Annotated in this window: 17 protein-coding genes and 1 riboswitch; of the genes, 8 read left to right on the top strand and 9 right to left on the bottom strand. The window is 44.6% G+C overall.

Translation table 11 applies throughout. The features are described 5' to 3' along the window. Window positions 1–94: 94 nt before the first annotated feature. From FW774_RS08525 to FW774_RS08510, 4 genes are all read left to right on the top strand, one after another. The gene (locus FW774_RS08525; protein ID WP_149347739.1) at window positions 95–2,680 is read left to right on the top strand and encodes an FtsK/SpoIIIE family DNA translocase; all 2,586 of its coding nucleotides are present in this window, start codon (window positions 95–97) and stop codon (window positions 2,678–2,680) included. A 10-nt stretch (window positions 2,681–2,690) separates the two neighbouring features. Then, on the top strand, window positions 2,691–3,341 hold the full coding sequence (locus FW774_RS08520; RefSeq protein WP_149347738.1) for a LolA family protein: 651 nt from the start codon (window positions 2,691–2,693) through the stop codon (window positions 3,339–3,341). Window positions 3,342–3,418: 77 nt separating this feature from the next. Next, on the top strand, window positions 3,419–3,694 hold the full coding sequence (locus tag FW774_RS08515; RefSeq protein WP_149347737.1) for a hypothetical protein: 276 nt from the start codon (window positions 3,419–3,421) through the stop codon (window positions 3,692–3,694). Further along, a complete protein-coding gene (locus tag FW774_RS08510; RefSeq protein WP_149347736.1) occupies window positions 3,691–4,452 on the top strand; it encodes an MBL fold metallo-hydrolase in 762 nt (253 codons plus the stop codon). Before FW774_RS08515 ends, FW774_RS08510 begins: the two co-directional genes overlap by 4 nt. Window positions 4,453–4,579: 127 nt before the next feature. Here FW774_RS08510 and FW774_RS08505 read toward each other — a convergent pair whose 3' ends face one another. The 9 genes from FW774_RS08505 to FW774_RS08465 all read right to left on the bottom strand — a co-directional run bounded on the left by FW774_RS08505 (window position 4,580) and on the right by FW774_RS08465 (window position 16,094). Then, window positions 4,580–5,530 (bottom strand): hypothetical protein, encoded by a 951-nt coding sequence (locus FW774_RS08505; protein ID WP_149347735.1) that lies wholly within the window; start codon window positions 5,528–5,530, stop codon window positions 4,580–4,582. Window positions 5,531–5,532: 2 nt separating this feature from the next. Beyond that, window positions 5,533–6,960, bottom strand: coding sequence for an MBOAT family O-acyltransferase (locus FW774_RS08500; RefSeq protein ID WP_149347734.1), 1,428 nt, complete (start codon window positions 6,958–6,960; stop codon window positions 5,533–5,535). A 93-nt stretch (window positions 6,961–7,053) separates the two neighbouring features. Continuing rightward, window positions 7,054–8,139, bottom strand: a complete 1,086-nt coding sequence (locus tag FW774_RS08495; protein ID WP_149347733.1) for a glycosyltransferase family 4 protein — start codon at window positions 8,137–8,139, stop codon at window positions 7,054–7,056. A gap of 34 nt (window positions 8,140–8,173) precedes the next feature. Continuing rightward, window positions 8,174–9,388, bottom strand: coding sequence for a glycosyltransferase (locus FW774_RS08490; RefSeq protein ID WP_149347732.1), 1,215 nt, complete (start codon window positions 9,386–9,388; stop codon window positions 8,174–8,176). Between the two features lie 78 nt (window positions 9,389–9,466). After that, complete coding sequence (locus tag FW774_RS08485; protein WP_149347731.1) at window positions 9,467–10,087, bottom strand: acyltransferase; 621 nt, start codon at window positions 10,085–10,087, stop codon at window positions 9,467–9,469. Further along, window positions 10,087–11,559: an O-antigen ligase family protein gene (locus FW774_RS08480; RefSeq protein WP_149347730.1), complete on the bottom strand. Its 1,473-nt coding sequence runs from the start codon at window positions 11,557–11,559 to the stop codon at window positions 10,087–10,089. The genes FW774_RS08485 and FW774_RS08480 overlap by 1 nt, the downstream gene beginning before the upstream one ends. 415 nt (window positions 11,560–11,974) lie before the next feature. Continuing rightward, window positions 11,975–13,162 carry a glycosyltransferase gene (locus FW774_RS08475; RefSeq protein WP_317132757.1) on the bottom strand — a complete coding sequence of 396 codons (1,188 nt, stop codon included), beginning with the start codon at window positions 13,160–13,162 and terminating at the stop codon, window positions 11,975–11,977. A gap of 86 nt (window positions 13,163–13,248) precedes the next feature. Next, window positions 13,249–15,408, bottom strand: coding sequence for an exopolysaccharide transport family protein (locus FW774_RS08470; RefSeq protein ID WP_149347729.1), 2,160 nt, complete (start codon window positions 15,406–15,408; stop codon window positions 13,249–13,251). Between the two features lie 2 nt (window positions 15,409–15,410). Then, window positions 15,411–16,094 (bottom strand): TolC family protein, encoded by a 684-nt coding sequence (locus FW774_RS08465; RefSeq protein ID WP_149347728.1) that lies wholly within the window; start codon window positions 16,092–16,094, stop codon window positions 15,411–15,413. A gap of 445 nt (window positions 16,095–16,539) precedes the next feature. On the opposite strand from FW774_RS08465, the gene FW774_RS08460 reads away from it, so the two are divergent. The 4 genes from FW774_RS08460 to FW774_RS08445 all read left to right on the top strand — a co-directional run bounded on the left by FW774_RS08460 (window position 16,540) and on the right by FW774_RS08445 (window position 25,290). Continuing rightward, the gene (locus FW774_RS08460; RefSeq protein WP_149347727.1) at window positions 16,540–19,518 is read left to right on the top strand and encodes an Ig-like domain-containing protein; all 2,979 of its coding nucleotides are present in this window, start codon (window positions 16,540–16,542) and stop codon (window positions 19,516–19,518) included. A 2-nt stretch (window positions 19,519–19,520) separates the two neighbouring features. Continuing rightward, a complete protein-coding gene (locus FW774_RS08455; RefSeq protein ID WP_149347726.1) occupies window positions 19,521–20,447 on the top strand; it encodes a type IX secretion system membrane protein PorP/SprF in 927 nt (308 codons plus the stop codon). 11 nt (window positions 20,448–20,458) lie between these two features. After that, the gene (locus tag FW774_RS08450; RefSeq protein WP_149347725.1) at window positions 20,459–22,552 is read left to right on the top strand and encodes an OmpA family protein; all 2,094 of its coding nucleotides are present in this window, start codon (window positions 20,459–20,461) and stop codon (window positions 22,550–22,552) included. Window positions 22,553–23,071: 519 nt separating this feature from the next. Next, window positions 23,072–23,265, top strand: a riboswitch (cobalamin riboswitch). A gap of 99 nt (window positions 23,266–23,364) precedes the next feature. After that, window positions 23,365–25,290, top strand: coding sequence for a TonB-dependent receptor plug domain-containing protein (locus tag FW774_RS08445; RefSeq protein WP_149347724.1), 1,926 nt, complete (start codon window positions 23,365–23,367; stop codon window positions 25,288–25,290). Window positions 25,291–25,338: the final 48 nt, after the last annotated feature.

Raw genomic sequence — 25,338 nt, 5'->3', positions numbered from 1 at the left:
AGATTCTTCTCAAATTTACTAAAATACTTGTGATAGTGTCATTCCAAATTGCACACAACGTTTATATTTGTGGGATAAAGCCGTTGTTTATACGATGCCTGTAAGAGAAAATAAATTCAGATCAAACTCTTTTCGCGAGGAGCCTCAGGTTAGGAAAACCAGGGAGCGGGAGAAGGAAAAAGCGGAAATTATGCCCCGGTTTAATTTTAACGACGGCCGTCTGGTCAAGGTAATCGGTTTGTTTTTCCTTATTGTTTCCTTGTATTTTTTGGTGGCTTTTACCTCGTACCTGTTTACCTGGCAGGATGACCAGAGTTATGTGCTGGATAGCAACGGCGGCTGGAGCAACTTGTTTAAAACCCGCGAAGAGCTGCTTGACAAAGGTATTAAGAATCCGGTAGTGCAAAACTGGCTTGGCAAATTCGGGGCCCTGTTGTCGCATCAGTTCATTTTTGAGTGGTTTGGCATTGCCTCCTTTATATTTGTAGGCGTATTCTTCATTATCGGTTACCGCATGCTGTTTAAGGTGCGGCTATTTTCAACCGTGAAGACCCTGGGCTATTCGTTCTTCCTGCTTATTTATATTTCTGTTTCCCTGGCTTATTTTCATTCGTTTTTTAGCGGATATCCGCATTACCTGGAAGGGGAGTTCGGTTACTGGAATAACGAGCTGCTACAGGCGCAGATAGGTAATGCCGGTGTTGCCGGATTAATTGTGTTTGCCGGATTAACGGCGCTGATCATTGCCTATAACATTGATTTTAAGCTTCCTGAAAGGAAAAAGAAAATCGCTTTGCCGGATTTGCCAGAGGAGCCTGAAAATATGGAGATGGAAGCAGAGCATCGCTCAGAGCCTGTTGAGTTTCCTTTACCCAACCGGGGCGTAACCCGCGATGCAGCAAACCAGCTACAGCAGGAGCGTATTGCTCCGCCGGTGTCGTTAGCAAATGACGAGGTTGAGTCTGTATTGCCATCCCGGAGCGTTTTGCTGGAAACAGAAACTATAGCCGAAAATGTGATCAAACCTGCCGAACCGGTAGGAGTTCCGCAGGTATTGGAAATAGAGCATCCCGTTGAGGATGAGATTGAAGAAAAGGCCGAACCTCAATTAACGGTTGAAAAGAACGAGGAGGAAAAAACTGCCGAAACCCTGGTAGAGCAGTTCGGCGAATACGATCCGAAGCTGGATCTGTCAGACTATAAAATGCCGCCCCTGGATCTGCTGGAAAACTATGGCGCCAAAAAAATTACCGTCGATGCGGAGGAGCTTGAAGCCAATAAAAACAAAATTGTAGAAACGCTGAATAACTACAATATCGAGATTGACAAGATCAAGGCAACCATTGGGCCAACCGTAACCTTGTATGAGATCATCCCGGCGCCGGGTGTGCGTATCTCCAAAATAAAAAACCTGGAAGACGATATTGCCCTTAGCCTGGCTGCCTTAGGCATCCGCATTATTGCGCCTATGCCCGGAAAAGGTACCATTGGTATAGAAGTGCCCAACAAGCATCCCGAAATGGTGGCCATGCGTACGGTGCTGGCAACAGAAAAATTCCAGAATACCACCATGGATCTGCCGATTGCATTGGGTAGAACCATTTCGAACGAAGTGTACATTGCTGATCTGGCTAAAATGCCGCACCTGCTTGTGGCGGGGGCAACCGGGCAGGGTAAATCGGTGGGTATCAATTCTATTCTGGTATCGCTGCTGTACAAGCTGCACCCGGCGCAGCTGAAATTTGTACTGGTTGACCCGAAAAAGGTTGAGCTTACGCTGTTTAACAAGATCGAGCGGCATTTCCTGGCGAAGCTGCCCGGCGAAGCGGATGCTATTATAACCGATACCAAAAAGGTTATCCATACGCTTAATTCGCTGTGCATTGAGATGGATCAGCGGTACGATCTGCTTAAGGATGCGCAGGTGCGTAACCTGAAAGAGTATAACGCTAAATTCATCAAGCGAAAGCTGAACCCGAATAACGGACACCGCTTCTTGCCGTTTATTGTGCTGATAATTGATGAATTTGCCGATCTGATGATGACAGCAGGGAAGGAAGTAGAATCGCCTATTGCCCGTCTGGCGCAACTGGCACGGGCCATTGGCATCCACCTGGTGCTGGCTACGCAGCGTCCTTCGGTAAATATTATTACGGGTACTATTAAGGCTAACTTCCCGGCCCGGTTGGCGTTCAGGGTGTTGTCTAAGATAGATTCCCGGACAATCCTGGACAGCGGCGGGGCAGACCAGCTGATCGGTCGCGGAGATATGCTGCTTGCTACCGGAAGTGATCTGATTCGCCTGCAATGCGCCTTTGTGGATACACCAGAGGTTGATCGTATTTCGGAATACATTGGTAGTCAGCGGGGATACGCTGATGCATACCTGTTGCCTGAATATGTGGATGAAGACGGAGAAGGAGGTAGCATTAAGGATTTTGATCCGGCAGACCGCGATCCATTATTTGAAGATGCGGCCCGCCTGATCGTTATGCACCAGCAGGGCTCAACCTCGTTGATCCAGCGTAAGCTGAAGCTGGGTTACAACCGTGCCGGCCGGATCATAGATCAACTGGAAGCCGCAGGAGTAGTTGGCCCGTTTGAGGGTAGTAAAGCCCGTGATGTACTTATTCCTGATGAATACGCATTGGAACAGTTTTTGGACGAACTGGATAAATAAGATTTTCAAGATGAATAAGATCATAGCTGTTTCCATCTTTATTTGTAGTCTCACGACGACTGCTTTTGCCCAAACAGATGCCCGGGCTAAAGCCATATTGGGGCAAGTGAGCAAAAATTACCGCTCGTATGCTACCAGTAAAGCTGATTTTACCTATTCGGTAGATGACCCTGACAGCAAGGATAAGCAAACACAAACCGGCACTATTTACATTAAATCGAATACGGATAAATATAAGCTGGTGTTTCAAAACCAGGAGGTCATCAGCGATGGTAAAAACCAGTGGACATATTTAAAAGCAGATAAAGAAGTGCAGCTTTCGGAGGTAGACAAAAAAGCCAACAGCATTAATCCGGCAGATATTTTTACGCTGTATGAGAACGGGTTCAAGTATGTTTATACGGGCGATAGCAAGGTAAACGGAAAACTATGTTATACCATCGACCTGTCGCCAACAGACATTAATAAACCTTATTTTAAGGTTCGTTTGAGCATTGACAAAACGGCAAAACGTATTGCAAAGGCCGTTGTATTTAATAAAGACGGCAGCCGGTATAATTATGTCATTACATCGTTCACTCCCAATGTCAAACTTTCGGATGCCATATTTACATTTGATCCGAAGCAGCATCCGGGGGTGGAGCTGGTGGATTTGAGGTAATCTGATTATGCTATCATACATTAAATCATGCAGGAGTCAACCCTCAACCTCTTAGCCTTCAACCTTTAACCTTGGTTATGAATATTACGTATACCACGCATACATTAGATAAACTGGAGAACCTTCTCGGGGCGCTTCAATATAAAGTGCGCTATGAGAAAGGGAATTTTAAAACCGGCGCCTGCATGCTGGAAAACAGCCGAATCATTGTGGTGAATAAATTCTCTAACTTGGAGAGCCGTATCATAGCGCTTGTTGAGCTGATACGGCAGCTTAATATTAATGACGCCGGTTTAGACGAAAAGCAGAAACAATTTTTATATCATCTTAAACAAACTACGCTTCAGCTTTGAAAATTACGCTTTTAGGCACAGGAACGTCACAGGGTATACCGGTAATTGGCTGCGAATGTGCGGTTTGTACCTCTGCAGATAAGCGGGATAAGCGTTTGCGGGTATCGGTGCTGGTTGAGGTCAATGATAAAGTTTTAGTGATCGATTCCGGGCCTGATTTCAGGTACCAGATGCTGCGTGCGGGCGTAAAACAGCTGGATGGCATAATCCTTACTCACGAACATAAAGATCATATTGCCGGCCTTGATGATGTTCGGGCATTCAACTACAGGCAGAAGGCCGCCATGGATGTATATGCCACCAGTCGTGTGCAGGATGCGCTGCGGCGTGAATTTTATTACGCTTTCGCGGATACGAGATATCCCGGTGTTCCGTTAATCAACCTTCATGAAATTACCAATAACCCGTTCACGGCAGCGGGAATTTCTATTACACCTATAGAGACCTTACATTACATGCTGCCTGTTTTCGGCTTTCGTATAGGTGATTTTACCTATATCACTGATGCCAAAACCGTTTCGGAAGTTGAGCGGGAAAAGATCAGGGGCTCGAAGGTTTTGGTAGTTAACGCCCTGCAAAAAGAAAAACACATTTCGCACTTTACCCTCGATGAGGCTATTGCCTTTGCACAGGATATTGGCGCTCCCAAAACATATTTCACTCATATCAGCCATAAGCTGGGCCGTCACAGGGATATCAGCTTAGAATTACCGCCCGGTATAGCCTTGGCTTACGATGGGCTGGTGATTGAGATGTAAGGAGGGGAAAGTATAGGCTGCGAGGTTTACGGTAAAGGGCAGATACAACAACAGAGCGGGAATGTGCTAAAGCCGGAGGCTTTAAAGTAATTGAACGAAGCTGGAGCTTCGCTCAATCAAACTAAAATTATCGCGATAAATATGCGGCCAGTTGATGTGAAAACTCCGTAGCGCCCTGCTTGTTCAGGTGAAACTCATCGGCAAATTTGGTGTACTGGTTATTATAATCTGAATTAGCAGTAAAATCCAGGAAAGTAACGTTGGTATATTTTTTTGCTATTTGTTCTAGTAACTGTTTTTCAGGGGTATTGGGTTCTTTAAGCAGGGTAGGCGATATGATCACATAAGTTTTAATATGAAGAGAAGCCGTCTTGTTCAAGAAATACTCGTAATATTTTACGGCCTTTTGATCTACCGGGATATGCTGCTTAGCCCGTTTTTCATCATATACCCGTTTTTTCTCCCGGTACGATTCAAAATCCTGCCGGCTCATGGTTCGTTCAAGCGGAAAGTAACCGTTTTCATCCTGCGGAAGCTTGTTGGCAAACAGGTAATCGTGAACCGATACCAGCAGGGTTGAATTATACGGATAAGTTTTGCAATACAATTTCAGGTATTCCCATTTGCTGATTTCGTTGGTGTATTTTTTTAATTCGGGATGCCGGGGAATGTATGGCAGCAGCATGGCTAACTTTTCATATTTCTCATTATTTGGGGCCAGTTCCCATACATTCACATCCAGGATGATAGCTTTAGGTTTACGGCGGTTCAGCATGACATCCTCAAGCGCACAGTAATAGGGAATAAACTGACCATCGCGACCGGCATTGTAAACGGAGCAGTGGAGCTGCTCTGCCAATTCCGGCGACGCGTAATGGTGCAACGCTCTTGAGCTGCCAAAGACCACCAGATCGGGGCTTGCTGTCTCGATAGCATAGCTTGTTTGTGCATATTGCCCCTTTTTTAAGCTGAAATACAGGGTTTGCAGGCCGTAGCCGATAATACGATCACAAACAAATAATATGATAATAAATATCAGAAATTTGCGGATAAACTTAATGCTGTCGGATTGTTGCATGGTTAAAACTGAAAATAAATAAACTGTCCGCCGTTAAATACGCCAAAAACCAGGATGATAAATACCAGCCCGATAACAGAAGCCCATCGCACAACTTCATAACGATTATTAAATAACGATATCTCCGGTTTGAACTCCATAAAATATTCTATGGTGAATAACAGCAATATGGCTAAAATGCAATGCCCGAACTGGTTAATGCCATTGCCTAAAAACGGCTGCTGACCAATGGTTTTGAGGTTGGTGATCATGGTAAAGGCATCGTGAACGGTATTTGCCCTGAAAAATATCCAGGCAAATGTTACCAGGGCGAAAGTGAACAGGCCCCGTAACAAGCCCCAGAATTTGCTTTGCGATAACTGTAAGAAGCTTTCCATCCGGCTTACGTAAGGTTTGGCAAGCAGGCCGGCAATCTGATAGGTGCCGTGCAGCGCTCCCCAAATAATAAAGGTATAATTTGCACCATGCCAGAGGCCGCTTACCATAAAAACAATAAACAGGTTAAGAAAGCGACGGCCTTGCGATACCCGGTTTCCGCCCAGAGGAATATATAGATAGTCTCTGAACCATGTGGACAGGGATATATGCCATTTGCTCCAGAATTCGGGAATGGATTTTGAAAAATAGGGACGTTTAAAATTGGTCATCAGCTCAAATCCCATAGTGCGGGCCGAGCCGATGGCTATGTCGGAATAACCTGAAAAATCACAGTAGATCTGGATGGCGAAAAAGATAGAGCTTACAACCACAGATGAGCCGTTATGCAGTTCGGGGTTACTGTAAACCGAATCTACATAAATAGACAAACGATCAGCTACCACCAGCTTTTTAAAGAATCCCCAGGCCATTTGCCGTAATCCGGCCACCATATTGGCATAGCTGAAATTATGCTTTACATGCATCTGGTGAAGGATATTCTGCGGCCGTTCTATGGGGCCGGCCACCAGTTGCGGGTAAAACATGACATACAGGCTATAAATGCCGAAATGTTTTTCGGCTTTCTGGTTGCCACGGTACACCTCGATGGTGTAGCTCATTGCCTGAAACGTATGGAACGATAAGCCGATGGGGAGCAATATGGTCAGGAATGGAATGTGGTTATGCCAGCCCATGCTATTGGCGGCAGCCGTAATGTTTTCGTTAATAAAATTGAAATATTTAAAGAAGGCCAGTACACCGATATTAGCCACCAGGCTGCACACTAACAGCCATTTTCGCTTTCGCCCGGCAGATTTTTCAATGTATATTCCTGCAAAGTAATCAACTACAATGGTGAAGCCCAGTATCAGGATATAAACAGGCACAAATGCCATGTAGAAATAACAACTGGCAGCAAGCAATAAAACCCAACGGCCTTTAAATGGCAGCAGGAAATATAGCAGGGTAACTGTAATGTAGAAGAAAGCAAAATCGACGGAGTTAAATAACATGATTGAGAGAGCTATTTCTTGTTTTACTTTTTACTTTTCACTTTTTACTTTTTACTTTTTACTTTTTACTTTTCACTTTTTACTTTTCACTTTTCACTTTCCTAAGGAGTGATATACTTCCAGTGTTTGATCCATCGATTTTTCGAGCGGGAACAGTAATAAACGTTCTTTTCCTTGTTTAATCAGATTTTCCCGTAATACTGTGTCGGTGATTGCTTTTTCGAGCGCTTCGGCCAGGCTTTCGGCACTTAGAGCAGAAAAGAATAAAGCTGCGTTAGCTGCTACTTCCTTAAAGCATACGGTATCGCTTAATATCACCGGACAGCCGGCACGGTAAGCCTCCAGTATGGGCAAACCAAAACCTTCGTAAAGCGAAGGATATACAAAAAACAACGCGTTCTGATACAGGTAAAATAATTCCTCGTCGCTGGCATGAACATGCGATATTTTACCGGCTAATTTGAGATAGTTAATATACTCATGCTCGGCAATCTCAAGATTTCCGCCGCCGGTTAATACAATATGGATGTCGGGGTATTTTGCCGATATCTGTTTAAAGGCCTCCAGGAACAGGTAGAAATTTTTATACCCGCCACGGTCGCCTACAAAAAGAATATATTGCGCCGGCAAACCGTTTATTTTCTTTGCCTGTGGCAGATTATTAATGTCAATACCGTGGTATATCACCTCAATTTTGCGCTCATCAACATCGGTGTGTTTTAGCAGATCATGTTTTGTAGTTTCGGATATGGCGATGATCTTATCAGCACGTTCAATATTCAGGCGTTTATTATGTGAGAGCGGGTCTTTCGCCCAGAAATATTCCGGTAAACGTTCATGGGTCATATCATGAACCGTGATAACCAGCGGCTTTTTCAGGCGGTTAAAAAAGTAAGTATCGTAATAAGTGGGATGAAAAATGTCAAATTGATCCTGGTTCAGCAGGTAATCGCAATATAACTTGTTGATCGTGTAAACCCAATCGTTCATCATTCCCAGATCCTGTGTCGGAAAGGGAATGTGTGGTTTAATGTATTGATTTTTAGAGGATAGAACGCCGAGTTTATAGCTAAAATCAGGCAAAGGCTTAATATATTCAATGATGTTGGCAAAATAACGGCTGATACCGCCGTAGCGCTGCGTGCTGAATTTCTGATGGTCGAAAAGAATCCTCGTCATTAAATGGTATGCGTATTACTACTGTTAAATCAAATCAAAACGGGCGATCGGACTGAATTGCATCGCTTATAATATTGCTTATTTCCTCAACCCGTTTATACCAGGTATTTTGTTGCGCTACCTGTATGCGTTGTTGCTGCATGCTAAATGTATTATTTTTTAACGACTCATTCATGGCCTGGTTAAATTCTTTGGCATTATTGCAAAAAGCAACCGTCCCTTGGGTAAACTCCTTTAAATCAGGGTTGAAATCGGTGATTACTACCGGTTTGCCGGCTCCAAGGTATTCAAATAATTTAAGTGGGAATATCGTTTTACTCACGTCGTCTTTCTTAAAGGGAATAATAGCCACGTCAAAGCCCTTAATAATGGCAGGCATATCTTTATAATCTTGCCTTCCGGGGAGGTAAACATTGGGCATATTACTAAACCATTCGGGCACAAATTCGGGCGACAATGGGCCTACAAAAGCGAAGCTCTTATCCGGGTTACTTTCTATTACCTTGTTAAGCAGCTCAAAATCCATGCGGCGCTCAATAGTGCCAAAATACCCGATAACCGGCTTAGGCAGGTCCCTGATGCTTTCGTGGATCTCCAGGCTTTCGTCCAATGCTTTGCCACTGTGCGAAATGTCAGCAGCATTAGGAACAAAATAAGTGTGTGGATTTAATGCCCTTTTCTCGTCGGCTAATTGCTTGCTGGTACAGATGACCATATCGCTTTGCGTTACCAGCTTACGCTCAGACACTATGCCGTGCCGTTTGTCGTATTCAATAATTAACGGATCAACGCAATGATACACGGTTAAAACGGGCGACAAGCTTTTCGCGATATCAGGATAGTGAAAATTAAATGAGTTGATATAGATATAATCTTTAATATTCAGTCGCCTGATTACCCGTTTGAGTCGCTTGGTGATGATACGCTCGTTTAACCGTAACAATAAACGGTAAAGCCAGCCTTCGGGCAAAAAATTGATAGAATAGAGCAGGGGGATGAAGATAATTTTTAATCCTGGCAGATCGGTATCCAGCACACCGTTTGAACCTGGCTTGAGATAGGGTTTGCGAACAGTATATTCGGGAGTGCCTTTCTGGCGGATATAATCTTTCCAGGTAAACGGGTAATCGATATAGTAAACGCGGTTATTGCGGGCAAGATACCGGGCAACCGTATAGCTGGTAGATTCGTAAGGGCCATCGAATTTTGTTGCACCCAGTATGAAAATATCGCGGTTCTCAAGAGCCATGATGCTAAGTCAAAAGTCAAAAGTTAAAAGTTAAAAGTCAAAACCGAAAGTCGCTCTAAAATAATAGTTCAGAATTAACTAAACGCATACTTTTTCCCAGCTTTGAGTGTCGAAATTATAGCGCTTTACCACTTTGGCAGGATTTCCTGCCGCCACACAATGATCGGGAATATCTTTGGTTACCACGCTTCCGCCGCCAATAACGGCATGTTTGCCGATATGCACTCCGGCCGTAACAATACTGTTGGCGCCAATCCATACATTATCATCAATGGTAATCTGGCGGGTAGTCACTCCCTGATCCTTAGGCGGCATGTTTATATCCCGGTATTCATGGTTTAATCCTGATAACACTACATGCTGGGCCAGCATCACGTTATTGCCGATCTTTACGGGGCCAATAATGACATCGCCAATGCCAATAATGGAATGATCGCCGATAATGACATCGCCTACGCCGTTGTTAATCACAGAAAAAGCTTCGATAACCGACCGGTTGCCTAAGCTGAACCGGTTGAACGGAAAAACATCAGTACGTGCTTTCCAGCTTATCCGGGAGCCTTTGCCTTTATGATGCTTCAACGGATTTACCAGCAGCTTTACCCATAACCTCGGCGAATAACCGTTTTTAGGAATGAGCAGCCGATGCACAAACTTTTTTATAGCCGGGTTAGATCTGATAACGTCTGATAATGTCATTAAGGTACGGTTATAATAGGAGGAGGAGCAAGCTTTTTCTGTTTCTCAATATCCAGCCTCCGGGTAACATTAATAAGCGCTATCGAGAGATAAAACAATACGTTAGACGGGTATTGCACAAATGCTTCCTGCGGAAAATTACCAAAATGGAAGATGAACACAATAAGCAGCATAGCCAGGCAATAGGCTTTAAGCTCCGGATCTTTTATCTCGAAAAAGTTCTCTATTCCCGTTTTCAATACAATAAATATCAGGGTACAAAGCAATATTAAGCCTATCCAGCCTAATTCGGCTGCCACACGCATATAACCGCTATCGGGTGGAAACTGTGCCAGGAATGAGTAAGGTGCAAAACGAACGCCCCATGCTCCTGTAGCGCCTAAACCGCCACCAAACGGGTGCGACCGTATATAAGGCTGCATCCGTTTCTGGTTGATCTGGCGCACATTATACGATGCATCGGCCGAAGGCCTGAATGCCGACTGAAACCGGTACAGGGTAGGGTTGCTGGTGGGCACAAATACAAAGAATGTGATGACCACAGCTGCTATACCGGCGTAAATAAGGATCTTCCGGTTGAGATTGAGGATGGCAAAAAATATTAACGCCGATGGAAGCAGCACGTATGCGGCACGGGTACCGGCGTAAAACATGGTGGTTAAAAACAGCGCTGCCATAAGCAGGAGTACAATTTTTTTGAAAACCGATGTAGGCCCCCAAACCAGGGCAAGGCACAAGGCGCTGGCCACCACCATATTATAAGAGAACGATACCGGGTCGGCAAAAATGGAAAACTTACGCAGGTGACCGTCAATAAACAGCAGGCTTTGCAAAAGAGGGTCGGCATCTACAATCCGTTGTTCAAAAGGGAATAAGCCCCAGTATTCCTGTCGGATGGCATACAAGGCTGCAAAAACGCATAAGCTAAGCCATACAATAATAATGGTACGTATAAATTTAACCGATGTAATGCTATAGGTAAAAATAAAATACATGAGCATAATGGCTGCTACAGACCGGATGGTATACACCCATGCCAGCCGGGATTCGGCCCAGGGATTGAAAAATTCAAGCAGGTTATAGCTTATCCATATCAGGATCATGTAACTGATGGGGTTACGGAATATGCGCCAGTTGCTATGATATTTTTGTTTGATCAGGAAGCCGATGATAAGTAAGGCCTGCAGGCCGTCCATTAAGGTTCCTAACGGGAATTCGACCCAGCCGAACTTATATACCCACATGAGCAGGAAGGCCGAAATAATTAGTATGATGATGCCAAACCGGGGATAAGCGATTACGCCGTACAGCACGGGAATACCTATCATCAGCGCCAGCGGTATAGCTCCGCCAGCTAATCCCAGCTCTTTGATCAGGAAGGCAAAGCATAACGATACGATAATACCAATGATGCCGAGTACAAGGTACACACGTTTATCACTATGGATTACCCGGTTTGAAAAGCTGCCCATGCTTAAAAGAATATAATTTTAAACACAAAAGCAAATACAAAAATAGCAGCCACAACAATTGCCAGAATTTTGTTCAGGTTCTGCTCTTTTTTTGCGTAGAGATTAAAGTGTTTTGCCGGCTCTGTTCTCATACCTGTTAAAAATAAAAATTTAAAAACTCAAAAACCTGCAAGGGGTTAGAACCTGTTTAAATTTCATGAAACAATGGTTTTATTGCTGCTGGTGGTGACACCAGCAGCAGCTGAAGCCATGGACGGTGTCTTCACCGTCCATCCACAATCACCACATCTATGAAAATTAAACATGTTCTTACTGCTCTTTGTTAGTTTCTATAGTTATAATTGTTTCATATCTCACATCTCACATCTCACATCTCTCGTCTCACATCTCACATTTCACCTCTCTCGTCTCATCCTTACTCTCTGCTTTCCAATTCCGTATGATGATAATGCCTGGTTGCCACCGAATGCTGGTTAGCCCGCCTCACTTTAAAAAGTGATATTACCTGGTATAGCATAAATTTAGGAATACCGCTTAGCGAAGCGTAAATCCGTTTATCGGTATCTGAATATGTCAGGGCGATATAAAAGCTTCCCACAAAACATGCCAGGGCCAAAAACCATGCCACACTGCTTATCAGGCTGATCCATAAGTTTGTAAGCATAAATAATACCGATAGCAGCAAAAAGATAAATAATGGCGGCCGTAGCAGTACCACGCCAAATAAAAGCTGGTTCAGGCTGAAATGGCGTATGCCTTTGCCGATCAGCGTAAAGCCGTATGAAAAATATTTGAACCAGGTATTTATCCAGCGGGAACGCTGTTTGACCAGTTGTTCTGATCGTGATGTTTTTTCGTCGAACACAATGGCATGTTCGGCAAAGGCGATACGCAGATCCCGGTTTAATATCTGTGCCTGTAGTACTTTATCAAATCCTGCACCCTGAACGTCGAGTTTTTCCAGGCAATTTTTATATAAAGCAGTTGTAAAAGCCATGCCCGAGCCTGCCAATGTTGCTGATGAGCCTGCCTCGAACAGCAGTTTGCCATCGTAAAAATGGTAATAAATATCGCGGGCAGCATCTAAGCAGGCGTATGTGCTGTCTAAATTTTTAGCCTTCCTGATACCCTGAACAGCCTGGTATCCCTGGTTAAAGTAAGCGGTAAGCTCCTGTAAATAGGTGGGGGCTACCAGGTTATCGCTGTCAATAATGGTTAAATGGGAGTGAGGACGTTTAAAATGCGCAATAGCATAAAAATGCGATCGCGTATTGCCTGATAAGGTATCTTCAGGGCGAAGCAGCACAACCCGTGGATCGTCAAAATGCAATCCGGAGATATCACACTTATCGGCTACTACGTATAATATGAAATCAGGATAAGTTGAATGAAGAATGGACGAGACCACAGCAGGAAGATTGGCCGTTTCTTCATAAGCGGTCACGATCACGGCATAATCCGGTTGGGTGCTGATCAACGGCTTCCTGACCTGTTTTTTCCAGGTTTTGAACGCATGAAACAGCAGAAGCAATAGCGGGAACACCAAATTAAACGCAATGATAATTTGGATACCGATCCACAGATATGTTACTATTAGTTTCAAGTTAGTGTGTTTCGTTGTGCGTTATTAAGCCCCTTTCAACCTCCCTAAGCGGAGAAGTAGTTAGCATCTTCCACCTTCTCCCTTCTTCACCCCATTGTCCGGTCTGGAATCACCTTATTGATCACCCAGCCGATAAACTTGTCTGATAAGCTTTTTAAATAATTGATATGCTGTTTCTTAGCTTCGTTAAGCGATTGATTCGCCTGGAAAACGGCCGTTACTTTATCAGAGTACATGATCCACTCTTTAGCTTTGTTAAGCGCCTCTAACGGCGGAATTTCAATCAAAACCAGGTGGAATTGCGATTTTAGCTGATCAAGCTTGGTACGGATAAGATCCTCATGCCCGATCTCAAACAGTGATTTGTCGCCGCCGCGGTTACCCATAATGGTTATGCCGGCCGGGAAATTGTAAAACCGGTTATCCATCAGGTAATCTTCAATAAAATACTGCGGGTCTGATGTTTGGGTGATCACCGGGCGGTCAAAATTTCCGTCAATAAGCAATACTTTTTTATTAACCACAATATGCGTATACGCTAAGCTGGCCGCAAAAAAGGTTTTGCCTTCTCCTTCGCGGATGCTGGTTATGGCCAGAGTTTTTGAGTGTGTGGAAGTATTGAACAGCTCGCGGTTCACCTCAAAACGTATGGAGCGCAGCTCGTTTCGTACCGCCTGCAGCGCTTCGGTATCCTGCAATGTTCGCCATATATCGCTCAGGCTGAGTACTTCGGCGTTTATGAGGTTAATACTTCCCAATACGGGAATATTGGTTTTTTCGGCAAGATCTTTCGCATTAATAATGCTATCGTCAAAGAAGAAGATAATGAACAGCACTACCACGCAGAAAACCAGGCTGATGACACCACTCAATATAATGAGCAGCATTTTTTTAGAGGCCTGGGCCATGCCGGGCATAGCCTGCTGCACCTGGCGCAGCTTGATAGAAAAACCCGATTGCATGCTGCTTTTGTTATACTGGTCAAGTATATCCAGGTACTCTTTGCTGGCAATATCAATACGGCGTTCAAACGATTGTATCACAGCCTCGTGCGGTACCAGCTGATCAAAACGCTGGTTTAACCGGTTAAGCTCTTTGTTAATAGTGCTCAGGCTATACAGGGCCAGGTCGTATTGTATCTGCAGGTTTAATTTCTGCTGGATCAGATCCTGCTTGGTATTCATCGGGTTGTAGATGTATTTATCCGAAAGTACCGAGATCTGCGAATTAAGCACATCCTTTAACGAATCGATAGAAGGTTTGTATTTTTCGTCAAAATCATTTTTAATATAATTGTCAGACTGGGCCTGTAATTCCCTTTTGGTTTCAAGAATGTCCTGATTAATGCGGGTTAAGGTCGATTCAAAATACCTGCGGTCGCGGGGATTGAACTTGGCGTCGATATTTTCAATGGCGCCTTTATAGGCGGCAATATCCTTTTCGGTTTGTTGCTTGCGCAACTCAAATTCAGTAACCTGGGCATACATTTGCCGCGATTGCTCGTCGAGGTTAAGAATGCGGTTGTGGATCTTATAATCCCTGAGCTGGTCTACCCGCTGGTTAAGCGTATCTGTTTTTTGTTGCAGCAGGTTACCCAGGAAGGTAACCGATTTGTGCTGGTTCTCTTTAACGATAGAAGTATAGTAAGTGATGAATTCTTTACACAGTGTATTAGATACAAAAGCGGATAATTCCGGGTTTTCCGACGAAAATTCCACGTTGATGAAATCACTCACATCTGCCCGGTAAATGGTCAGCTTGCTTTTTATCGCTTCTTCATCGTATCCCATAGAGCGGATCACCTGGTACAAACCGTTCTGGTCTTTATCCCAAAGATTCAGGCCCTCTTTCAGGTTATATTTTTTAGTATATACCTCAACGGCGTGTGTGCGGGCATCTTCGTTAAGCTCCTTTAACAGTTTGCTGGGGCTCCTGAAAGGTTTTTCAGCGCTTAGATCGTGCAGTATCAGTTGATAAGAAACCTGGTCAATGATCTTTTTCATCCGCATCATTTCGATCAGGTTGCTGAATTCACGGTTTATGCTCGACTCCTGCTGGTTGCTTTCGGTAGCCATGAATTGCTGCGTCTCGTCAACAATACCGGTAGCGATCTGGGCTTGAGACACATACACATCGGGTAAATTACGTACCAGGAAAAAAGCGATGATAACGGTTACAACCGGGACAATGAGTAGCAGATAGCGATATCTGAACAGCAGGTATAGAAATTTCTTGACTTCGCCCATAATTATTTAACTTCTTCTAATTTAATGGTAAGTAATTCTTCCAGCGCAGCCTTGGCCGTTAATAAATTGGCCTCGGCCTCTATTTTTGTACGTGTAGTGTTAGAAAAGGTAATAAGCGCCTGGCTGTACTGGTCAAAAGATGCCTCGCCTTTTTCATATTTCAGCTTGATCGATTTTAGCATGGCATCTACATCCAGCAACGTGTTTGAATATAAACGTACGGTATTAAGCTGCTGGATATACGTAAAATACCGGCGCTTAACCTCGACTTCTATACTCAGGTCATTTTCCTGCTGATCTTCCCTGGCAACGCTATATTGCTGTTTAGCTTCTTTAATATCGTAAGGCTTTTTCAGTATCTCGCCAATGTTTACATTGATGCCTACCTGGTAGCCGGTCAGAAAATTAGGCTCTACCGTATTAATAATGGTGCGGGGCTGGTAAATATACGAGAACGAAAAGGGCTCAAGCCATGACATTTTTTGCCGCGAAACATTATTTTTGGCAATCTCGGTGCGCATGGCATACGATTTAGATCGCGGGTAATTCTGTTTTGCCGTAGCAATTAATTTTTCAAGGTATACGTATGATACATCCGGGATCATGCTTTCCTGGGCGTAGGTGCGGGCCATCCCGGTACATAAGCCTATAGTAAGTAACAGGTAAAAAACACTTTTTTTGTTCATATATATGTTAAAACAGGCAAACTATATGGGTTTAACCTACGTAAAATATGCTTTTAATTAACTGTCTAAATATAGATTATTGTGCCAAATATTAAAATATTAAACAGCTACTTTAGTTTTCTTACCTGTATAAATGTGTTTCCATGACTTAGCGGGTTAACATAATCGTCCGGAGAGCGTTATGGTTAATGATCGTATTCGTTACAGTTAATCATTGCATTGGGGAATATATTACCCATGTGGGGAAAATGTGCGGTGCTGAAGCCCGGGACACTCCGGAGAAAGCAATAACCAGCTATCCATTAATGAATTTTGTTTCAGGATATGATATAGTTTGTTGATAGGGCGAATAATTCAGGTTATGGCAGAATTTAAGCAGTAGCCCAGCCAGTTAACGGCTTAATGACACAGTTTTGGTAAGTAAATTGATAATTGATCTACCGGTATGATGAAAAAACTACTTTCCTTAATTGCCTTTTTAATAAGTGCAAGTGTGTATGATACGTATGCACAGTTCCCCTATTTTGAAAGTTTTAAAAATTCCACCGCTTCGGGTATTGTTTATGGCGGAGCACCAGCCGCATTTCTTACAGCCGGTACACCCACAAACGAAGGTGAGGGAAACGGGTACCTCCGGCTAACCAATAATGATCAAAACCAGAAAGGTTATATATACAGCACTACCAACTTTCCATCAGAATATGGTATGCGGGTAGAGTTTGAATACTTTACTTATGGCGGCACAGGCGCAGATGGCATCACCTTTTTCCTGTTTGATGCCGGTGTAAGCACCTTCAGTATCGGCGGGTTTGGCGGATCGCTGGGATATGCCAACTATGCTGCTGCCGAAACATCACCCGGCTTATCGGGGGCTTACCTTGGCATCGGACTGGATGAATATGGCAATTTCTCAAACCCCATCGAAGGACGCCACGGAGGCCCCGGCTTTTTGCCGCGTTCGGTAACTTTACGGGGCGATGCTGCCAATGGTTACCAGTTCTTAACAACGGCGCAAACCGATCCGCTTGGGTTTACATTAGAAACTTATGGCCCTGACCGTAAACCATTAATTACAGATATGGGCTACCGCCGGGCTATTATTGAGCTGAAACCGGCTACCGTTGGTTTTGATATTACAGTAAAAATACTTGTCGGTAACGGAACGCCCACCGGGCAAACCTATACATTGATTGATAACTATCCATATCATGTTGCGGCACCGACACAATTGCACTACGGATTAGCATCTTCTACCGGTAGCCTCACCAACTTTCACGAGATACGTAACGTACGTATCAACCCGTTTGATGAGGCAGTTGCCTATCCAACCGCCGTAGACGACAGCTATGCCGTTGTACAAAACACACCCTTAACGCTGAATATTCTGGATAACGATAACGGAGGTTTGAATAATACCATTGTACCGGCCAAAACCAAAGTGATTACAGGGCCGGCACACGGTACATTTGACCCGGTTACCGGCGTTTATACCCCTGTAACAGGCTATTCAGGTAAAGACCAGTTTACCTATACCATAGAAAATAATAAAGGGCTGGTCTCCAATCCGGCAACGGTAAGCATCGTAATTAAACCGGTTGGTGTTAATGATAATGCAAACACTAAAGTGAATACGCCCGTTGTTATCCCGGTAAAGAATAATGATCCCGGCGCTACCGGCACAACCATTACCTTAAAAACAGCGCCGCCGCACGGAATAGCCACACTACAGCCCGACGGAACGTTTAAATATACGCCCGATCCGAATTATTCGGGCAACGATACCTTTACCTATACCTTAGTAGCTCCCGACGGAACAGAGTCAGATCCTATAACCGTTACTATCGTGATCCAGTCGCCCCCGCAGGCAGTAAATGATAGCAAGACCACGCTGGTGAACACGCCGGTTGTTATTGATGTTACGGCTAATGATACCGATACCGATGGTACACCTGATAAAACAACGGTAACCGTGGTTACCCAGCCGGCTCATGGCACGGCAGCCGTTAACCCGGTAACGGGCGAAGTAACGTATACGCCGGTAAACGGTTATTCCGGGCCGGATAGTTTTACTTACACCGTAAAAGATAACGATGGTAATGTATCTAATGTGGCAACGGTAAATATTACTGTTAAACCAACCGGAACCAATGATAACGCTACCACCCTGATCAATACACCGGTTGTTATCCCGGTAAAAAATAATGATGCCGGCGCTACCGGAACAACTGTAACATTGAAAACGCCGCCTGCACATGGTACTGCCGTGCCGCAGCCCGACGGAACAGTAAAATATACGCCCGATCCGAATTATTCGGGCAACGATACCTTTACATACACATTAGTAGCTCCCGGCGGAACAGAATCAGACCCCATTACGGTAACGGTTGCTGTATCCGGGCCCCCGCAGGCGGTAAACGATAGCAAGACCACGCTGGTAAACACGCCGGTTGTTATTGACGTTACAGCTAATGATACCGACCCTGATGGTACCATTAATAAAACAACGGTAACGGTTGTTGCCCAGCCGGCACATGGCGCCGTAACGGTAAACCCGGCAAACGGCCAGGTAACCTACACGCCGGCAAATAACTATTTCGGGCCTGATAGCTTTACCTATACCGTGAAAGACAACGATGGAAACATTTCTAATGTGGCCACGGTCAATATCAGTATTCGCCGGGCAATGATCGGGTTGGCCAAAGAGCTGGTATCTGCTACCAAGGGGATCAATAATTCGTACAATGTGGTTTACCTGTTCACCGTACGCAACTACGGCGACGATGATCTGACCAATATCAGCATTACCGATGATCTGTCGGCAACCTTTGCCGGTAATGTTTTTACCGTGACGTCGATCAGCTCTCCGGGCAGCCTCCTGGTCAATAACCTGTACAATGGCTCATCCAATACCGAACTGTTGCAAAGCGGTAATACGCTGGCTACCGGTACACAGCAGCAAATTCAGCTCAGCGTAAATGTGCAGCTAACAGCCGGCAGCGGGGTGTTTAAAAACAGCGCTTACGCAGAAGGAACAACCCCGGTGAACGGCACTAAGGTAAATGACCAGTCTACCAATGGTTTAAAACCCGACCCGGATACGGCAGGCGATGTTTCGCCGGCAGAACCCACTCCGGTTACGCTGGTGGGTACCAACCTGTTCATCCCGCAAGGTTTTTCGCCTAACAGGGATGGCGTTAACGATAAGTTTGTGATCTGGAACCTGGGCGGAAATAAGGCTTCGGTAGAAATATACAACCGCTGGGGTAACCGTATCTATCGCTCTGCCGATTACGATAACTCATGGGAAGGTAAATGTACCGAAGGTATCTATGTAGGCGATGATGCCCCCGACGGAACCTACTATTACATTATTATCATTAATGGTAAAGATAAATACACCGGCTACCTGACAATTAAACGATAGAAATGAAACGCACCTATATATATATTACATTCATTATACAGGTTTTATCCTGCTCTGCTGCCCTGGCACAGCAGGACGCCATGTATTCGCAGTATATGTTCAATACCATGGCTATCAATCCGGCTTATGCCGGCAGCAGGAATGTGGTTTCGGCAACCGCGTTATACCGCAGCCAGTGGACAGGCATAGCCGGGGCGCCTAAAACCTTTACATTTACCATTGATGCACCTGTTAGCGATAAAAAGATCGGCCTGGGCTTACAGCTGTTCAACGATAAATTAGGCATTACCCGTAACACGGGAGTTTCGGCCAGCTATGCTTATCGTATCCGCATGAGCGACCAGGGAACGCTGGCCTTGGGTATCCAGGGAACTGCTGCCCAGTACCGTGCCGATTTTACCTCGGTAGCGTTAGATCCTTACGGAACATCGAATGATGCCGCTTTTCGCGATAATGTAAACCAGGTAAACTTTAATGCCGGCTTTGGAGCATATTATAACTCAGACCGTTTTTACGTGGGATTATCTGCCATGGAGCTGTTAAGTAACGAATATTATAACACTACCGGTACGCCGTATAACCCGGCCGTACACCTGTTTCTGGCAGCGGGTTATGTGTTTAAGCTTAACGACGATTTCAACCTGAAGCCATCTGTATTGGTAAAAGGCGTAAAAGGAGCCCCTGTACAGGCCGATGGCGATCTGGCGCTCTGGATCAAGGATGTTATTGCAGTGGGAGCTACCTATCGTACCAATGCCGATGTTGGGGCAACTGTGCAATTACAGGTTAGTCCGCAGATACGCATTGGCTATCAGTACGATTACAGCACAACAAAGCTGCAGAACTACAATTCGGGAAGCCATGAAATTATGCTGCGCTATGAATTTGGCCGTAATCGCGATAGAATATTAACACCCCGGTATTTCTGATATTGAGCATTATGAAATTGATCTTTAAGATATTCTTATTACAGTTTTGCGTGTTATGCCTGCAGCAGCAAAAAAGTTTTGGAGCAGACGATCCGCGAATGAAAAAAGCGGCGGCAGCCTACCAGTCGTTTCAGTATTTAGCGGTCATACAACTATTAAACCCTATTGTACAGAAAGATACCGCTAACACCCTGGCGCTTGAGATGCTTGCAGACAGCTACCGGAAAATAAGAATGTACAACGAGGCATTGGCAAGTTACGAGGCTCTTTCTAAAAAGCAGCCTTTAAAGCCGGTGTGGGCCTTACGTTATGCCGAGGCGCTGGCCAATAATGAACGATACGAAGAATCAGAGCAATGGTATCGTAAATACCTGGCTATGGTTCCTGCCGATAAACGGGCGTCATCGTTTGTAAAAACTGACCCCTCAGTATTTTCAAAAGATAAGGGTGAGTGGACGGTCGACCCGGTATCATTTAACACAGGAGTTTCAGAATATTCGCCGATTTACTACAAAGACGGCTTGCTGTTTGTGAGCAACCGGACAACCAAGGGCCCTACAAAAAACGTGTTTCTTTGGGATCTGACAGCTTTTTCAGATCTGTACGTAGTAGATAATATGAACGGGGGAGCGGGCAATACATCCTCAAAAGACAATAAGAAAGCGGGGAAGCTGGTTTACAATGATGATGATACTGCGCCCACCAGTAACGATAACAATACGTTCATCCAGTATGGTTCAGAGTACATTAAAGGGGTTTCTGGGACCGCAGGAGCTGGTGGTGCGCATCTTTTATCAGGAAAAGTAAACACACGGTATCATGAAGGGCCTGCCGTTATAGCGCCTGATGGTACACTGATCTTTACACGTAATAATTACAGTAAAGGCGTTGTCCGGAGCGGAGATGGTACGGTAAAATTGAAGCTCTATTTTACCGACGGCTCAAACTGGGATCATATCACGGAGTTCCCGTATAACAGCAACGAGTATTCCATCGGGCATCCGGCCATCAGTAAAGACGGTAATATCCTGATATTTACTTCTGATATGCCGGGCGGCTTTGGCGGAACCGACCTGTACTATTCTGTAAGAAATGGTGCGGGCGGACAATGGGGGCGTCCGGTGAACATGGGCAACAGGATCAATACCGAAGGCGATGAAATGTTCCCTTATTTAGATAAGGATGGCCTGCTGTTCTTTGCCTCTACCGGTTATGCCGGTTTAGGCGGGCTGGATCTGTTCGAAGTGGCGCTTAACGACCTGAAGCCCCAGTACACTCCCCGTAACCTGGGCGTACCGTTCAACTCATCAAAAGATGATTTCGGATTTATTAAAAGTGCCGATGGGCGCAGTGGGTATTTCAGCTCGAACCGCAACGGCAGCGACGATATATTTTCGTATAAGCGTATCGGTTACCGGGTAAACCTGGAAGGTCTGGTAGTTGATGCAAAAACCAATCTTCCGTTAAGCAGTACGGTCTATTTACGGCACAACGGCGAAGTTGACACGTTAAAAGCCAACAGCCGCGGCATGTTTACGGCTACGCTGGCTAAAGCAACCGATTATGAAATTATTGCCGACCGGCCTTCGTATATGCAGGCCCGCACCTTCATCACAACCAACGGCATTAAGGTAGATTCAACCATTAAGGTAACGCTGAAGCTCAGGAAGATGGAGGCATCGCAGCAATGGGTAATGAATAATTGCGATTCGCTGAAACGCCAGTTCTGGATTCCTAATATTTATTACGACCTGGATAAGGATTTTATACGCGATGATGCCAAACCCGTGTTAGACCGGTTGGTGCAGCTGATGAAAGCGCACCCCGAACTCACAGTGATAACCTCAAGCCACTGCGATAGCCGTGCATCGGCAGAATATAATAAAGATTTGTCTATGCGTCGTGGCGAATCTGCAAAGCGCTACCTGGTGGAAAAAGGTATTGCCGAATACCGGATAACCGTTGAGTATTACGGTAAATCACGACTGGTAAACCGTTGTTACGATGGTGTACCCTGCTCTGAAGCCGACCAGCAGCTGAACCGCCGTACCGAGTTCGATATCCTGATGAATGATGTAAATCTCTCGCAGATTGAATGTAAGTAAGGCAAAGGTGGAAGGCAGAGGGTTTAAGGCGTAAGGCGAATAACGAACAACAAATAATAGCCTGGTTTTACTCCCTTTCTTAGGGCTATGGTGTACCCACATCTTTAACAATAGGTTATTAACCCTTACAGCCTTGATCTGCACTATACGCTGCCCAGGCATTGACTTTGTTAATCACTATCCCCCTCATTTCGAGGGGGCAGGGGGAGGAAGAGATTTGTAATAATTGGGAATACCTCACAAAAAGATTTACAGGCGGTGGGCTTTGGGGTTTATGCCTTGATGATGAAGTACCATATGACATGAGAAATTATTTGTTGATTTCATAGATATTTGAAAATCGGATAAGTAAGAAGAAACCTCCTCCTACTCCCTTCCGCCAACTGGCGGAGGGACACTATGCTACAACGGTATTGCTACAAAACAAAACCAATACAAGTAATAATTTTGTGGGTACACCGTAGCCCTTTGGGAGGGTTGGGGTGGGCTTTTCCTCTTGCCGTAATCAATTACATATCCTATCTTTGCGCTGCTTTTGGTCTCCGTTAATTCGGAGTTAAAAGGGAACCGGGTGCGAATCCCGGACAGACCCGCTGCTGTGTTCTCCACAACGGCTATCCAATTCTCAATGCCACTGTTCGCCAACCGGCGGATGGGAAGGCCGGATAAGCCGGGAGTAAGTCAGAAGACCTGCCTCAAGCATTAACTATTCACAGCTTTCGGGGATTGAAGCTTGGAATGACAAATACAAAAGCTCTGTATTTCCATTTCTCTCCACACCTGTTTGCTGCGAGATCTTTTTCATACAAAAAATGAACAAAAAGAAATTTGTAGTTGCTGCAGGCCTGGGGCTTGCACAACTGGCGCTGCTGCCTGCGGTGTTACAGGCACAGGAAAAGGAACCAGCCAAGTTAGACGAAGTTGTAGTTACCGCAAGCCGCACATCGCGTAAGCAGGCCGATGTTGGCCGTGTAGTGCGGGTAATAACTGCCGATCAGCTTAGCAAAAGTCAGGGACGTACTCTGCCCGAAGTATTGAACAATGTTGCCGGGCTGACCTTGTCGGGCACAAACAATGCAGCAGGTTCTGTTATTTCCGTTTTTACCCGTGGTGCATCTGCCGGTAATACGCTGATCCTGATAGACGGCATCCCGGCCAATAATGCATCGTACATCTCTAATGATTACGATATCAACGCTTTTTCCATCGACCAGATCGAGCGTATTGAGATATTACGGGGTGTTAATTCAACTTTATACGGTTCTGATGCTGTTGCTGGCGTAATTAATATCATTACTAAAAAACCTTCGGCAGATAAGCTGAACGCCAGTGTACAGGCTACCGGCGGAAGTTACAATACCTTTAAGGAAGCGTATGGACTTAATGGCTCAGTAGGTAAAACCGGTATTGCCGTAAATTTTTCCAATACAGATTCTAAAGGGTTTTCTTCGGCAGACCCATCCGGAAACCCGGGATTTGATAAAGATGATTTTCATCAACAGGCATTTAATATACACTTAACTCAACAAATTACTGATAAATTTTCGCTGTCGGGTAATATACAGGCTACCCAGAACAGGTTAGGCGCAGATGCCAGTGCTTTTAATGATGATCCGGACCATATCGTTAAAAACACTACCTTATTCGGTGGATTAACCGGAAAGTATGCCTGGGAAACAGGAGCGTTAAATATTATTCTGAATCAAAATAACGTAAATAACCGCTTTGTAAACGGGCCTGCCGGCGATGGAAGCACCTCAAGCCAGGATAATACCGGTAAAATAACCTATACCGAAGCCATCTGGAACCAAAAGTTGTCGGATAATTTTGATCTCACGGCAGGAGTTAACTATCGCTATGCTAAATCAACGCAGGCAGGTGAATCAGCCAGTACCTGGGGTGTATTTAATACTTACATTCCTAATGCGCATAATCATATTTTCAGCGGTTACGCTGATCTCTTCCTGAAGGCCGGAGGTTTTCATTTTGATTTAGGCGGACGGTACAATCATCATTCAGAATATGGAAATAATTATACCTATACCATCAATCCATCATACACTATTGCCGGAAAATTCAAGCTGTTTGCCAGCATGGCATCCGGGTACAAAGTGCCCAGCCTGTATCAGTTATACAGCCAATACGGTAACCTGGATCTGAAACCCGAGGCTTCAACAACCTACGAAGGCGGTATCGATTTTGATATGGTGCCCTCAAAATTAAACCTGAGTGCATCGGTGTTTAAGCGTGATATTAAAGATGTGATTTGCTATATTATGGGTAAATATGACAATGGTATTAAGCAAAAGGATAAAGGTTTAGAAGTTGAATTGACAACTAAACCGATACAAAATCTGGATTTGAGTGCCTGGTATGCTTACGTAGAAGGAGAAGGGCCTAATTCGAGCGGAGTATTTGTAGATTATTTATCCCGCCGCCCGAAACATACCTTTGGCGCAAACGCAGGTTATCAGATTGGTAAAACATTATATATCAATTTGATATATAAATACGTTGGATCCAGAAACGATGCTTATTATGATAATGTAAAAGGACCTGTTGATGTTAACCTAAAAACCTACTCCGTATTTGATGCCTATGTTCAGGTTAAACCATTAAAGAATTTAACCGTGTTTGCTGATGTGAAGAACCTGTTCGACATGGATTATGTGGAAATATCCGGTTACACCACTAAAGGACGTAATTTTAATGCCGGTATCCGGTACGACATAAAGTAATGCCCTATTTAGTAATAAATTATGAACCTGAGTTCGATTAATAATTCT

The sequence above is a fragment of the Pedobacter sp. BS3 genome, assembly GCF_008274585.1.
Taxonomy (GTDB): domain Bacteria; phylum Bacteroidota; class Bacteroidia; order Sphingobacteriales; family Sphingobacteriaceae; genus Hufsiella_A.
Note: the sequence above shows the minus strand (reverse complement) of the source record. Positions and strands in the feature narration are given on the sequence as shown.